The sequence below is a fragment of the Salegentibacter sp. 24 genome (genome assembly GCF_004362395.1).
In the GTDB taxonomy this organism is placed as follows: Bacteria; Bacteroidota; Bacteroidia; order Flavobacteriales; family Flavobacteriaceae; genus Salegentibacter.
Window position 1 is genome coordinate 1 of the sequence record NZ_SNWE01000022.1, and the last position, 12,613, is coordinate 12,613.

Genomic DNA, 12,613 nt, shown 5'->3' on the forward strand with positions numbered 1-12,613 from the left:
CTCTTAAAAAAAGCTGGGACACCCTGTGCAAAACATAAACTCCAGTATTTACAAGGGGTTAGAGGTGATGAAGGAAGGAGCCGCACAAAACAGGAGCATAAAAGCTTTTCGATCAACCATTTTTTTATTTTCAAGTAAAAAAGATTTTAAGTAATTTAAAATTCCAATTTTTTTAATTCCTTATAGTTTTTATTCAGTCGGCGTAACAAAATTCCGTAAACAACTCGGTAAAATAACCAAATAATTCCAAGGAAGACCGCTAAGCCACCTATCATAATTCCGGAAAACATAAGCCATTGTAGCGGAGTAAAACTGTACTTTTCTATATCATCAACCGCGGTGGTAGTGGCATGATAATTCATAAAAAAATAGGTATAGATAAGTGAAATTAAAGCTGTTGAAATTAAAACGTAACCAATATAGTATTTTACGGTCTTTCTGGTACGTAATATGTTCTTCATTAATTTTGTGGCATTATCTGTAGAGGATATCTTTCTATAATTTTTATAGAAACAAAATATAAAGAAAAAAGTTATGGCATAATTGATTACGTAAATAATTACTGTAAATTCTTTTAAATGTATACGTTCCATTTCGGCCCAATATTCGTGGTCAGCCATAAAAATATTAATGAGTGCCCAAAATAGAAATTCAAGAATACTAATTACAAAAATCCATTTTACTATGGAAGATGACCGCTTCCATAGCATTTTGTAAATTTGATCATAGGAAAGTTGGGGGATGTTGCCTTCCCGCTTTTTCCAGTCTTTTTTTAATAAATCCAATCCATCCATTATTCGCTAAGGATTTAAAATGTTTTTTAATTTCGTTTTTACTCTGTTCATCTTCACTCGTGCATTAACCTCGCTTATACCGAGGGTTTCGGAAATATCTCTATAATTTTTATCTTCGAGATATAGAAAAACAAGTGCCTTTTCAATATCATTTAATTCCTGAATTGCAGCATACATCACTTTTAACTGCTGCTCGGTTTCATTGTCATATTCTTCGGCTTTGATCTTGAAATCTACCGTATCAAAATCCTGAGTTGGTATACTTCTTTTATTCTTTCTGTATAAAGTAATCGCGGTATTTAGGGCCACCCGGTACATCCAGGTACTAAATTTTGCTTCACCTCTGAATTTAGGATAAGCTTTCCATAACTGAATAGTGATTTCCTGAAACAGATCGTTGTGTGCATCCTGATTATTGGTATAGATACGGCAAATTTTATGTGCAATGTTCTGGTGCTTTTCCAGATTTGTTACAAACTGATGTTCTAATTCCTTATTCACAATAGTTGGTTAGCTCTTATATGTAGTGCAAGTGCCTGCAATGTTACAAAAAAGTATAAAGTATAGTTAATGATGCCTTATTTTTTCAGGCAAAGCAGGAGAAAACTTAAATTTGAGTGATTCCCTCTATAAAGGAAATTGAAGAAATAGGATATTACTTTAGTCTTATAGGGAAGTATTTTAAATCTCACTTAGTGAGTAAAAACAAGCTTTATGAATATTCCAAGAACAAATTTACCCAGGGTTGTTATTATTGGTGGCGGCTTTGCGGGAATGGCAATGGTCCGTAAATTAATAGGTGAAGAGGTACAAACCGTGATCTTAGATCGACACAATTATCATACTTTTCAGCCTTTGCTCTATCAGGTTTCCACCTCGGGTTTAGAACCGGATTCTATTGCCTACCCTATGCGAAAAATCACTAGAAATAGTAAGAAATGTATTTTTCGAATGGCGGAAGTAAAGTCTATCAATACCGAAAAAAGTTATATTGAAACCACCATTGGAGATTTAATCTACGATTATTTGGTTATTGCAACGGGATCTAAAACCAATTTTTTTGGAAACAAAAGTATAGAGAAGAATGGGATGTGGATGAAAACGGTTCCACAGGCATTGAATATTCGGAGTTTGATTTTGGAAAATTTAGAACAGGCGGTAATTACTGATGATCCGGAACTAAGAAAAGCATTGCTCAATTTCGTGCTGGTAGGTGCGGGCCCAACCGGAGTGGAACTTAGTGGTGCCATTGCCGAATTGAAGAACCATATTGTGCCAAATGATTATCCAGATATTAATCCCAATGAGATGAATATTCATCTTCTGGAAGGCCTGGATAGGGTTCTGCCACCGATGAGTGAGAAATCCTCAAGAAAGGCCCACGCATTTCTGGAGGAATTAGGGGTAAAAGTTCATCTCAATACTATGGTAAAAGAATATGACGGGCATTTGGTAACTACCAATACCGATCTTTCACTAAAGACCGAAACCTTCATTTGGGCTGCCGGGGTAACCGGTGCACCCGTAAAAGGACTCAGTGCTACGGCATTAGTAGAAAAAGCTAATAGATATGAGGTGAATGCTTTCAATCAAATAACCGGTTATGATAATATTTTCGCAATTGGTGATATCGCATTAATGCAGACCGAAGCTTTTCCAAAAGGACATCCAATGGTTGCTCAACCGGCAATCCAGCAGGGAAAACATTTGGCCAAAAATATTATGAATATCCTGGAAGATAAAAGACTGGAACCTTTTCAGTATAAAGATAAAGGTACTATGGCCACAGTAGGACGAAACCGCGCTGTTGTGGATTTGGAACAAGGCTCTTTTAGTGGTTTTTTTGCATGGTTTATCTGGATGTTCGTACATCTTTGGTTCCTTATTGGGTTTAGAAACCGTCTGGTAACCTTCTTTAACTGGCTCTATAACTACTGGAATTATGATAAAGCCGCCAGGTTAATCATAAGACCATTTAAAGGTTATGAAAATCAAATGAAAGTTGACAAAGAGGAGATATAGGAAAAATAAAAGGTCCAATTAAACTTAAATTAAAAGCAGTTAAGAGATTTATATCTTTAACTGCTTTTTGGCAGTCATCTGCGATTTTGTTTAAATAATTCCCAGAAGAGTAACACCACTTAAGGATGTTAAGTTTAGCATTGTAAAATTACCTCATTTTCTTTATTTCCTTATTATAATCTTCCGCCAGACTTGTTTTTTGTTTATCGGTTAAGACTTTGCCGGCCATTTGAAAGACTTCCTGTTCTTCTTCATCTAAATGATGAATTACCTTATGTTCTAATTCTTTGGCAATTTTCAGCCAGTTTGAAGCATCCATTTCCGTGTCTTCCAACTCCTCAATGAGTTCATCCATCTCGTGATGTTCTGCTACACTGTGCCGGGCTTTTTCTTGGGTTAGATCCTTCTTCATTATTGGAATATAAAAATGTCTTTCTTCGGCATCCGCATGAATCTTTAACTCATGTTTTAACTGTTCAAAGATCTTTTTTCTTTCCTGGGTATCACCATGGGTTTCCACTAGTTTGGCTACCAGGTGGCGCTGTATTTCGTGTTCCTGGCGTAATGCTTCAAAAATATTCATAATTTAGGTATTGGTTAAGTATCGAAATTATTGATTTATATGTTAAGGAAAATTTAAACCCTGGTTTTTCCAATAGTTTAAATCGGTTCTAAAGAAAGGAACGATTCAGTTGGGAATTTCTACAGTTCAGAAATTTTAATTAGAATAACAAAGTACTTTCCTGCATCTTAGCTTTTTAAATGAAATAAAATGAATTTCTTACTGAAAATATTAAAAATAAGTCTTTCTATTACTGCACTGATCATTGGTCTTGAGATCCTTTTCGAGGGGTTACAGTTTGAAGAATTTCTGAAATTTGAAACCTGGCTTATTTATTTTTTCTACAGTTTTATCCTTACCCTTATAAACGGTAGCTATTTCTGGTGGTTTGGAGCAAAAATAAGGTGGGAAAACGCTAATTTAAGAAAGGTGCTTTTAGGTGCTTTTGGTTCTGTTGTACTAACATTAATCGGTTACTTCTTCTGTCGTTTGCTACATTATGTAGTATACGAAGCTATGCCATTTCAGGAATTCATAGCCAGGGAAAAGATGGTCTTCTATCTTTTTCCCTTGCTTTTTACCACTATTATTTCCCTATTTTTTCATCTGATTTATTTCTATAAAGCACTACAGGAAAAGAAAGTAAAAGAACAAAAGATAATCGCTGGCACGGCCTCAGCTAAATTCGACGCGCTAAAAAATCAACTAGACCCCCATTTTTTATTCAATAGTTTGAATGTTCTAAGTGCTTTAATCGAAGAAAGCCCTGAAAAGGCACAAAAATTTACTAGCGCGCTCTCTAAGGTTTATCGATATGTCCTGGAACAGAAGAACAAAGAACTGGTTGATCTTGAGGAGGAATTAAAATTCGCTAAAACTTATATGGATTTGCTAAAAATGCGTTTCGAAGACGCTATTGTATTTAATTTACCTTCGGTATTAAAGAATCCAGGATCCAAAATAGTGCCGCTTTCACTTCAGCTATTATTAGAAAATACTATAAAACACAATAAAGTGAATTCTGAAAACCCTTTAGAGATCAGTATTGTGGAAGAGGACAGAAAACTGGTTGTGAAAAATAATCTTCAGCCAAAGGGAATTCTCAGAAGGGGAAGTGGGGTTGGACTTTCTAATATTAAACAGCGCTATTTTTTGCTGACCGACAGGATGGTAGAGATCGATAATGCGAACAATATATTTAGTGTTAAACTGCCGCTATTAACTAAAATTGTAACCATGGAAAAACAGGAACCAGTATATGTGCAACAGGAAGCTTACTTACGAGCAAGGAAACAGGTTAAGGCAGAGCGAGAATTCTATGGGAATTTAACTTCATATTTAATAGTTATTCCTGTATTAGGATTATTTAATTATCTGAGCTATAGTGAATTTATGTGGGTGGTGTTCCCGGCCATAGGGTGGGGAATAGGCGTATTTTTTCACGGACTATCAGTTTTCAATCATAACCTTTTACTCGGCAAAAACTGGGAAGAACGAAAGATAAAGGAATTAATGCAAAAAGATAAAAACAACTAATTATGGAAACTTCAGAGGACAAGTATTTAAAAGCCCGGGAGCGGGTTAAAGAATTAAGAGAGTTCTACAATCATTTATTCTCCTATATTTTGGTAAATTTATTCCTGGCAGGAATAAATTACTATACCAATCAGTGGGCTTATCCCTGGTTCTTATGGGTTGTCGGGGGATGGGGAATCGGTCTGGCCTTTGATGCTTTAAAAGCCTTTAGGTTAAACCCTATGTTCGATAAGCGATGGGAAGAACGAAAGATCCAGGAGTATATGGAAAAAGAAGATAAACAGCGTTGGGAATAATGGAAATAATAATTGTTGAAGATGAAAAACCGGCTGCCCGGCGTTTGCAAAGAATGCTTACAAAACTGAATTTAGAGGCAAATACATTGCTGCATTCGGTAAGTCAGGGGATTAGCTGGTTTAGGGAGAATCCTGAACCCGATCTTGTCTTTCTTGATATTCAACTCAGTGATGGTATTTCTTTTGAGATTTTTGAAGAAGTGAAAATTAACAGTGCGATTATTTTCACCACCGCTTACGATGAATATGCGCTCAAGGCTTTTAAATTGAATAGTGTTGACTATTTGCTAAAACCCATAGACGAAGATGACCTGGAAAATGCCGTAAAGAAGTTCCAGGAAAATTACCGGAACAATTCCCCACAAATAGATATCAATACTTTTAGAAAAATTCTTGAAACCGGTAGCAAACCAGCTTATAAAACCCGTTTTAGTATACAGGTCGGGCAGCATATAAAGATCGTTTCCACAAACGAAGTTTGTTGTTTTTATTCAGAAAATAAAGCCACCTACCTTACGACTACTTTCGGGAGAAATTATCTACTGGACATTTCATTAGAGAATTTAGAAAAAGAGATAAATCCTGGAAACTTCTTCAGAATCAACAGAAAATCTATAGTAAATATTGATTTTATAGAAGATATTATTAGCTATACCAATAACCGATTAGAAGTTAAATTAAATCCTTCTTCTGAGTTTCAACTTGTGGTCAGTCGCGAAAGAGTTAAGGATTTCAAGAAGTGGATTTCAGAAGCTTAAAATGTTAAAATTTAAAATAATAAAACTTTTATGAGCATTTCTTCGTAAATATTCATGAAAGTTTGGAAATTAAAAACAGCTTTGTTTTTATTAGCCCCCGGTTTTTTGAATTTTATTTTTTTGGTTGGTTATGTGGAGGTTTGCCCTTAGAATGTGTGGTGAACCTTCATTTTTTTATTTAAGGTGCAGCGACGGTACCCAAAACATATAGTTGATCCATGCTAGGGGTTTTACTACCTCCTTCAGGTTCTAAAGTAATTCCGAATGCTTCAGATTGGTTTGGATTTTCAAGACTGAAAATCTTATTATTGTCTGCTTCAAAATCTTCTAGTAAACCTATACTAGTTGGAGAAAGTGGTTGCATAGTAAGAGACCAAACCTGGTAGACTTTTCCGCGTGGTGGCTCCGGTAGTTCTTGAGCATCTATATAAGCAGTGTTTTCCTGTTTGTTCCAGTAAACCGACGCAAAAGCTTCAGGTGCTACTTTTTGCCCTTTTAAAGGTATTCTTTTGACGTTTTTGTCCCTTATGACCGCAAGCAGGTCATTAGCTTTTTCTGCGTTTTGACGTGCATTTGCAATTTGTTGTTCCATTTGAGCATTTCGGGCCTTGGCAGCCATAAGCTCTTCTCTTAATTCATTGGTCCGATTAAAGAAAACAAAAAGCCCAATAAGTAATAACAGACTCGCTGCCCACCCAGAATAGGTGATCCAGTTGATTTTTCTAACCGGGGTCCTTCCAGTTTTAGTTGCTGCTCCTGAGTTACTGAGTTTTTCCTTGATAGAAGTAATTAAATGTTCCGCATTATTTGGAGCCGCAGCCGATGAAAGCGTGAACAGCGCTTTTTCGATTTCCTCAACTTCGGTTTTAACTTCAGGATATTTTTTTAGAATAAGACTCACCTGGCGACTTTCTTTTTCAGAAAGGGCACCGTAAACGTAAAGTTCCAGTATTCCGGATGATATGTACTTCTGAATATCCATTATTTAATAACCATTGCTCTTAATTTATCTATACAAGCCCTGTTACGGGTTTTAACGGTTCCCAGGGGCATATCTAATTCTTCTGAAGTTTCTTTTTGTGTATAGCCTTTAAAAAACAGGTAATCAATTAATTTTTTACAAACAGGCTTTAAAGCCTCAATATATTTTTTAAGCCCTATAGAATCTACAGCTTCATTAAAATTTGTTTTTGCCTCTAATATATCTACGAAGTTATCGGCCTTAAGGTTTTGTTGATCGTTTTTAAAACTCTTGGATCTAATTTTATCTATAGAAGCGTTCCGCGCAATATTAAGAATCCAGGTAAAAAATCGGCCCTTATCAGAGTTATAGCTGGGAGCTTTGTCCCAAATTTTTAAAAATACGTCCTGGAGTAGTTCTTCAGCGATCTTTTCATCTCGAACTATACTATAAATAATTCCGTAGGTACTTTCAGAATACAGATGATAAATACGTTCAAAGGCACGTTCGTTACCATTTTGGAGTTCTAAAATTAAGGCGTCTTGTTGCATAAATATTAGTGGCTTGCTCAGTAAAAGTAGATAAAACTCCCTCTTGAAAAAAATAAAAAGCGGCATTATACCGCTTTTTATTAAATTTTATGTGAAATGGGTTACATTTTTATAACACCACATCCAACTCTTGTGCCTGCAGCTCCAGAGGGCTGAGAAGTGTAATCATCCACACCATCGTGAACGATAATGGCCTTTCCTAAAATATTTTTATTTTCATCCTCACAACCTATACACCACTGATCGGTGGTCATAGAAATCGTTCCTACACCATCGGCACCAACTTCAAAGTTTCCAATATCGCCTTTGTGGTAACCTTCAGGATCACCCCATTTGCCATGCTTTTCGTTGGTTGGATTCCAGTGGCCTCCGGCAGAAGAACCATCTTCAGCAGAGCAATCTGCTTCCTGATGAATATGGATAGCGTGTTTACCTTCAGCCAAACCAGTTATGGTAGCCTCCATCGTAACTTCGCCGTTTTCTTCGGTGAAAATCACTTCCCCATCTAATTGGCTTCCGCTTTTTGACTCTAAGGGAACAACAACCTTTTTTATTTCTTCTTTCTGTTCTTCCATTTCAGATTCCATTTCTGTTTCTGTAATGGTTTCAGTCTCATTTTCCTTGTTCTCGTTTTTGCAACCTATTATAAGTAATGAGGCGCAAAATACTAGTGATAAACTTATTCTTTTCATAATACTTTGATCGGTTATTAGATTAAACACTACTAAATTAAACCTATCCCACAGGTTAGCCAAAGATTTAAGGATAGGTTAACAAACTCGGTTTTAACTTTTATATCAGTTTTGTTTTTATAATGGTCTCCGTGGTTAAACTTTTATGAACGGGGCAGCGATCTGCAATTTCCAGTAATCGCTGTTTTTGTTGTTCATCTAAATCTCCTATAAGTTTTATCTCTCTTTTGAAGGTGTCTATTTTTGAATCATTTTTTTCGCAATTTTCACAATCTAATTCATGTTCTCGCGCATAATATACATGGGTTTCTACATCTTCTAACGGCCATTTTTTTCGTTTGGCATACATTTGAAGTGTCATAGAGGTACAGGCAGCTAAACCAGAAGACAAAAATTGATATGGAGTTGGGCCGTAATCCTTTCCACCGGCGCTTACTGGTTCGTCTGCCAGGAAGGTATGATTTCCTGCTTTCATACTTGTGGTAAAAGCATCCTCTTTTTCTAAGCCGGCTACAACATCTGCATTAGATTCAGGAATTTCTATTTTGGGAATTTCTAAATAACGCGAAGCCCAGGAAGCAATAACATTTCCAGCATATGTGGCGTCAGTTTCACAAGCAAGTAAATGCTCTGCCCCGTCAAGGGAGATAAAACTCTTTGGATGTCTTGCAGCTAAATATAATTCTTCGGCATTCTTAATACTTACAATATTATCCTGTGGGGAATGCATAATGAGAAGCGATTTTTTAAGATCTCTGAGGTAGGCTTTCAATTTATGTTTTTTAATATCTTCAAGAAATTGTTTTTTGATTTTGAAAGAGCGGCCACCTATATTTACCTGGGCTTCTCCGTGTTTCTCAATCTCCTCTACATTATTTTCTATTAAATGCTGTACATGGGCTGTTGTAGAGGGTGCTGCGATGGTGGTAACAGCCTTAACCGATACCATTTCTTTTGCGGCGAATAATACCGCCGCGCCTCCAAGGGAGTGACCGATTAAAAGGCCTGGTGCTTTATGTTCCTGTTCTAAATAAGATGCAGCAGCCAGCAGATCCTGTATGTTTCCTGAAAAATTACTGTCTGAAAAGTCCCCCTGGCTTTCTCCTAATCCGGTAAAATCGAATCGTAAAACACCATACCCATTTTTGGCCAAGGTGCGACTGATATTTTTTGCAGCAAAGAAATTTTTATTGCAGGTAAAACAGTGCGCAAATAGCACGAAATTATGCGGGTCCTGATTAAAGGGGAGCTCCAGGTAACCTGATAGATCATCACCATTATTATTCTTAAAATTTACTTTTTCGGTTTTCATAGCCCAATTTATTTTTCAATTTACAAATTGTTTGATTGATCTACAGCAAAAAAAAACTGATTAAAAATCTAAAACAGGTTTGATTCTGTCTATGACTTTTAATCAGTTTGTTTATTAATTCCGGAAGTAGTATTATTCCAGCTCTTTTATTTTAATGTTCCTGAACCAAACTTTATTACCGTGGTCCTGCAGGGCTATATGACCTTCCCTGTTCTTCCCAAAATCTTCCCAATCTTTAAATTTTGAATTTTCCACCAATTTACGCCATTCTTCGCCGTGAACAGGGAATTCATTGATTAAAGTTCCGTTTAGACGAACTGAGCCTTTGTTGGTTTTATGGTTAATTCTAATCACTGTTTCATTCCACTCTCCAGCGTTTCTGGTTTTGTCTTCGCTTGGGGGCATCATATCGTATAGTGCACCAGCCTGTCTATCTTCACCATTTTTTGCATCTGGATGTAATTTATTATCCAGTATTTGAATCTCAGGACCGGTTAAGTAGGGCTCAGAGAATTCTTCACCTTCCTTAACACCCCACATAATTCCACTATTTCCGCCCTCTGAAATTTTCCATTCCAGGGAAAGTTCAAAATTTGAATAGGTGTTTTCTGTAATGAGGTTTTCAGAACCCTCACGCTCGCCTTGGGCAGGGGTGAAGGCAAGAACGCCGTCTTTTACCTGCCACTGGTCTGAAATTGAATCCGCGTTAAAGGCTTTCCAGTCCTCCAGGTTATCTCCATCTAACAGGTGTTTCCATTGATCTTCATTACTGGCTGTAGCAGTAGTATCATTGCTCATATCAGCTTGTGTTGCATCTTTTTCTTTTTTATCAGATTTACAGGCCGTGGCCATTACTGCGGCAATTACTAAAATTAAAGAGGTTTTTTTCATTTGTATATATTTAATTAAGTCCTAAAATTTGTTTTAATTTTTGTTCGTCGATTTCACTACCAGCAAAATCATCAAATTTCTTTTCGGTAGCTTCAATAATATGGCTTTGAATAAATGGAGCTCCTTCACGAGCGCCCTGGTCCGGTGATTTTATGCAACATTCCCATTCAAGAACCGCCCAGACATCACAACCATATTCGGTTAATTTAGAAAATATGGTTTTAAAATCTACCTGCCCATCTCCTGGATGCCTATAGCGTCCGGCGCGGTCTATCCAATCTCCATAGCCACCAAAGGAACCTTTTTTTCCTGTAGGATTAAATTCGGCATCTTTTACATGGAACATTTTTATGAATTCATGGTAATGATCTATGTAGGAAATATAGTCTAACTGTTGCAGCACAAAATGGCTGGGATCGTACAATAAATTTACCCGTTTATGATTATGAGTCGCCTCAAGGAAACGTTCAAAAGTAACGCCGTCGTGAAGGTCTTCTCCCGGATGAATTTCATAACAAAGATCTACGCCCTGCTCATCAAATTCATTTAATATGGGGGTCCAGCGTTTTGCAAGTTCCTGAAACCCCATTTCTACCAGGCCTTCCGGTCTTTGGGGCCAGGGATGGGCAGTATGCCAAAGCAAAGATCCACTAAAGGTCCCGTGAACATCTAAACCAAAATGCCTGCTGGCTCGGGCTGCGCTTTTCATTTGATCAACAGCCCATTGAGTTCTGGCTTTTGGATTGCCTTTGACCTTATCGGGTGCAAAATTATCGAACATGGTATCGTAGGCTGAATGTACCGCTACAAGCTGCCCCTGTAGATGGGTACAAAGTTCGGTGACTTCCAGTCCGTAAGATTCTACTTTTCCTTTAATTTCCTGGCAATAATCCTTACTTTGTCCGGCTTTTTTTAAATCGATCAAAGCTGATTCCCAGGTCGGGATTTGAATTCCCTTATATCCTAAATCTGCAGCCCATTTGCAAAGGCCATCCAAACTGTTGAATGGCGCTTTATTATCCATAAATTGAGCTAAATAAACCGCAGGTCCTTTTACTGTTTTCATTTTTATTAAATTTTATGCTTCTAATTGCACCCAAACATTCCCTTTGGCGTGAGAATCTACTACTTTTTCTATAAAATTCATTCCTCGTATTCCGTCTTTCATAGTAGGAAATTCTCCCGGATGATATTTTTCGCCATTAATGGCCCTGGCAACTCCTTTGTAGATATTACCCATAGAATCAAAAATACCTTCCGGGTGCCCCGGAGGTAATTTACTGCCATCTAATGCTAAAGCCGAATTATACTGGTGCCCGGGTTTTAATACTTTAATCGGTTGCCCGTCTTCTAACTTATAAAGGTAATTAGGGTTTTCCTGTTCCCATTTTAAACCCGCCTTTTTTCCGTAAATCTTAACGGCAAAATTATTTTCTTCTCCCGTAGCAATCTGGCTGGATCTTAGCACTCCCTTTACATAGTCTGAAAAACGTAACAGCACAGTACCATCTACATCCATTTTATTATCAGAGTAAACGTAGTTTAGATCGGCTAATAGTTCTTTAACTTCCAGGCCTGAAACATACTCTATCATATCAAAGGCGTGTGTTCCAATGTCTCCAATACAGCAGCTAATACCTCCTTTTTCTGGATCAAGACGCCAAATGCTATTTCTTTCCTCTTTATTGTGAATAATTGGGTTGATCCAACCCTGATAATACTGCACGTCGATCTTCTGGATTTCACCAATCTCTCCCGCGGCTATCATTTCTTTCATCTGGCGAATCATGGGGTAACCGGTATAGGTGTAAGTTACCGCAAATACAGTTTTCGATTTGTTGAGGGTATCTTCAAGGATTTTAGCTTCTTTATAAGTAGTGGTCATTGGTTTTTCACAGATCACGTGGAAACCATTTTCCAATAATTGTTTAGCCATTGGGAAGTGAAGAAAGTTTGGCGTTAGAATAGAGACTGCCTTTATGCGTTCTTCCTCTGGTAATTTAGCTTCTTCACTAATTAAATGGTCTAAATCTTTATAAACCCGATCAGTTCCAATGCCCAATTCCTGGGCAAATTTTTTGCTTTCTTCCAATTCGGGATTAAAAACCCCACCTACGAATTCAAATTTATCATACATCGTAGAAGCGACACGGTGCAAGATCCCGATAAGGGAATCGCCGCCACCGCCCAATACTCCTAATTTTATTTTTTTACTCATATTTTTATAATCTTTTTGCT

Annotated in this window: 14 protein-coding genes; 4 read left to right on the forward strand and 10 right to left on the reverse strand. The window is 37.1% G+C overall.

Annotated features, from left to right (window positions below):
• Window positions 1-155 precede the first annotated feature (155 nt).
• Together DET49_RS14455 and DET49_RS14460 are read right to left on the reverse strand one after the other, a co-directional pair.
• On the reverse strand, window positions 156-794 hold the full coding sequence (locus tag DET49_RS14455) for a hypothetical protein (RefSeq protein ID WP_133548917.1): 639 nt from the start codon (window positions 792-794) through the stop codon (window positions 156-158).
• Between the two features lie 6 nt (window positions 795-800).
• Window positions 801-1,295 (reverse strand): RNA polymerase sigma factor, encoded by a 495-nt coding sequence (locus tag DET49_RS14460; RefSeq protein WP_133548919.1) that lies wholly within the window; start codon window positions 1,293-1,295, stop codon window positions 801-803.
• A 213-nt stretch (window positions 1,296-1,508) separates the two neighbouring features.
• On the opposite strand from DET49_RS14460, the gene DET49_RS14465 reads away from it, so the two are divergent.
• On the forward strand, window positions 1,509-2,816 hold the full coding sequence (locus DET49_RS14465) for an NAD(P)/FAD-dependent oxidoreductase (protein ID WP_133548921.1): 1,308 nt from the start codon (window positions 1,509-1,511) through the stop codon (window positions 2,814-2,816).
• Between the two features lie 148 nt (window positions 2,817-2,964).
• Here DET49_RS14465 and DET49_RS14470 read toward each other — a convergent pair whose 3' ends face one another.
• A complete protein-coding gene (locus tag DET49_RS14470; protein WP_133548923.1) occupies window positions 2,965-3,399 on the reverse strand; it encodes a hemerythrin domain-containing protein in 435 nt (144 codons plus the stop codon).
• A gap of 189 nt (window positions 3,400-3,588) precedes the next feature.
• Between DET49_RS14470 and DET49_RS14475 the strand changes: the two genes are divergently transcribed.
• From DET49_RS14475 to DET49_RS14485, 3 genes are read left to right on the forward strand one after another with little or no spacing between them, the layout of a single operon-like run.
• Entirely contained in the window at window positions 3,589-4,914 is a 1,326-nt protein-coding gene (locus DET49_RS14475; protein ID WP_133548925.1) for a histidine kinase, read from the forward strand.
• Between the two features lie 2 nt (window positions 4,915-4,916).
• The gene (locus tag DET49_RS14480; protein WP_133548927.1) at window positions 4,917-5,210 is read left to right on the forward strand and encodes a 2TM domain-containing protein; all 294 of its coding nucleotides are present in this window, start codon (window positions 4,917-4,919) and stop codon (window positions 5,208-5,210) included.
• A complete protein-coding gene (locus DET49_RS14485) occupies window positions 5,210-5,968 on the forward strand; it encodes a LytR/AlgR family response regulator transcription factor (RefSeq protein ID WP_133548929.1) in 759 nt (252 codons plus the stop codon). Before DET49_RS14480 ends, DET49_RS14485 begins: the two co-directional genes overlap by 1 nt.
• A 178-nt stretch (window positions 5,969-6,146) precedes the next feature.
• Here DET49_RS14485 and DET49_RS14490 read toward each other — a convergent pair whose 3' ends face one another.
• The 7 genes from DET49_RS14490 to DET49_RS14520 form a co-directional block, all read right to left on the reverse strand.
• Entirely contained in the window at window positions 6,147-6,950 is an 804-nt protein-coding gene (locus DET49_RS14490; protein WP_133548931.1) for an anti-sigma factor domain-containing protein, read from the reverse strand.
• Window positions 6,950-7,480: an RNA polymerase sigma factor gene (locus DET49_RS14495; protein ID WP_133548933.1), complete on the reverse strand. Its 531-nt coding sequence runs from the start codon at window positions 7,478-7,480 to the stop codon at window positions 6,950-6,952. Before DET49_RS14495 ends, DET49_RS14490 begins: the two co-directional genes overlap by 1 nt.
• A gap of 101 nt (window positions 7,481-7,581) precedes the next feature.
• On the reverse strand, window positions 7,582-8,172 hold the full coding sequence (locus DET49_RS14500) for a superoxide dismutase family protein (protein WP_133548935.1): 591 nt from the start codon (window positions 8,170-8,172) through the stop codon (window positions 7,582-7,584).
• 100 nt (window positions 8,173-8,272) lie between these two features.
• The gene (locus tag DET49_RS14505; protein WP_133548937.1) at window positions 8,273-9,484 is read right to left on the reverse strand and encodes a bifunctional alpha/beta hydrolase/OsmC family protein; all 1,212 of its coding nucleotides are present in this window, start codon (window positions 9,482-9,484) and stop codon (window positions 8,273-8,275) included.
• A 132-nt stretch (window positions 9,485-9,616) separates the two neighbouring features.
• Window positions 9,617-10,375, reverse strand: coding sequence for a DUF1080 domain-containing protein (locus DET49_RS14510; RefSeq protein ID WP_133548939.1), 759 nt, complete (start codon window positions 10,373-10,375; stop codon window positions 9,617-9,619).
• Between the two features lie 10 nt (window positions 10,376-10,385).
• Complete coding sequence (locus DET49_RS14515) at window positions 10,386-11,441, reverse strand: sugar phosphate isomerase/epimerase family protein (protein WP_133548941.1); 1,056 nt, start codon at window positions 11,439-11,441, stop codon at window positions 10,386-10,388.
• A 12-nt stretch (window positions 11,442-11,453) separates the two neighbouring features.
• Window positions 11,454-12,593 carry a Gfo/Idh/MocA family protein gene (locus DET49_RS14520; protein WP_133548943.1) on the reverse strand — a complete coding sequence of 380 codons (1,140 nt, stop codon included), beginning with the start codon at window positions 12,591-12,593 and terminating at the stop codon, window positions 11,454-11,456.
• Window positions 12,594-12,613 lie beyond the last annotated feature (20 nt).

What these genes read in the sequence shown, in the direction of transcription:
- DET49_RS14495 (WP_133548933.1), bottom strand. Translation starts at nt 7,480, where the DNA reads ATGCAACAAGACGCCTTAATTTTAGAACTCCAAAATGGTAACGAACGT.
- DET49_RS14520 (WP_133548943.1), bottom strand. Translation starts at nt 12,593, where the DNA reads ATGAGTAAAAAAATAAAATTAGGAGTATTGGGCGGTGGCGGCGATTCC.
- DET49_RS14455 (WP_133548917.1), bottom strand. Translation starts at nt 794, where the DNA reads ATGGATGGATTGGATTTATTAAAAAAAGACTGGAAAAAGCGGGAAGGC.
- DET49_RS14500 (WP_133548935.1), bottom strand. Translation starts at nt 8,172, where the DNA reads ATGAAAAGAATAAGTTTATCACTAGTATTTTGCGCCTCATTACTTATA.
- DET49_RS14475 (WP_133548925.1), top strand. Translation starts at nt 3,589, where the DNA reads ATGAATTTCTTACTGAAAATATTAAAAATAAGTCTTTCTATTACTGCA.
- DET49_RS14485 (WP_133548929.1), top strand. Translation starts at nt 5,210, where the DNA reads ATGGAAATAATAATTGTTGAAGATGAAAAACCGGCTGCCCGGCGTTTG.
- DET49_RS14480 (WP_133548927.1), top strand. Translation starts at nt 4,917, where the DNA reads ATGGAAACTTCAGAGGACAAGTATTTAAAAGCCCGGGAGCGGGTTAAA.
- DET49_RS14510 (WP_133548939.1), bottom strand. Translation starts at nt 10,375, where the DNA reads ATGAAAAAAACCTCTTTAATTTTAGTAATTGCCGCAGTAATGGCCACG.
- DET49_RS14465 (WP_133548921.1), top strand. Translation starts at nt 1,509, where the DNA reads ATGAATATTCCAAGAACAAATTTACCCAGGGTTGTTATTATTGGTGGC.
- DET49_RS14505 (WP_133548937.1), bottom strand. Translation starts at nt 9,484, where the DNA reads ATGAAAACCGAAAAAGTAAATTTTAAGAATAATAATGGTGATGATCTA.
- DET49_RS14470 (WP_133548923.1), bottom strand. Translation starts at nt 3,399, where the DNA reads ATGAATATTTTTGAAGCATTACGCCAGGAACACGAAATACAGCGCCAC.
- DET49_RS14490 (WP_133548931.1), bottom strand. Translation starts at nt 6,950, where the DNA reads ATGGATATTCAGAAGTACATATCATCCGGAATACTGGAACTTTACGTT.
- DET49_RS14515 (WP_133548941.1), bottom strand. Translation starts at nt 11,441, where the DNA reads ATGAAAACAGTAAAAGGACCTGCGGTTTATTTAGCTCAATTTATGGAT.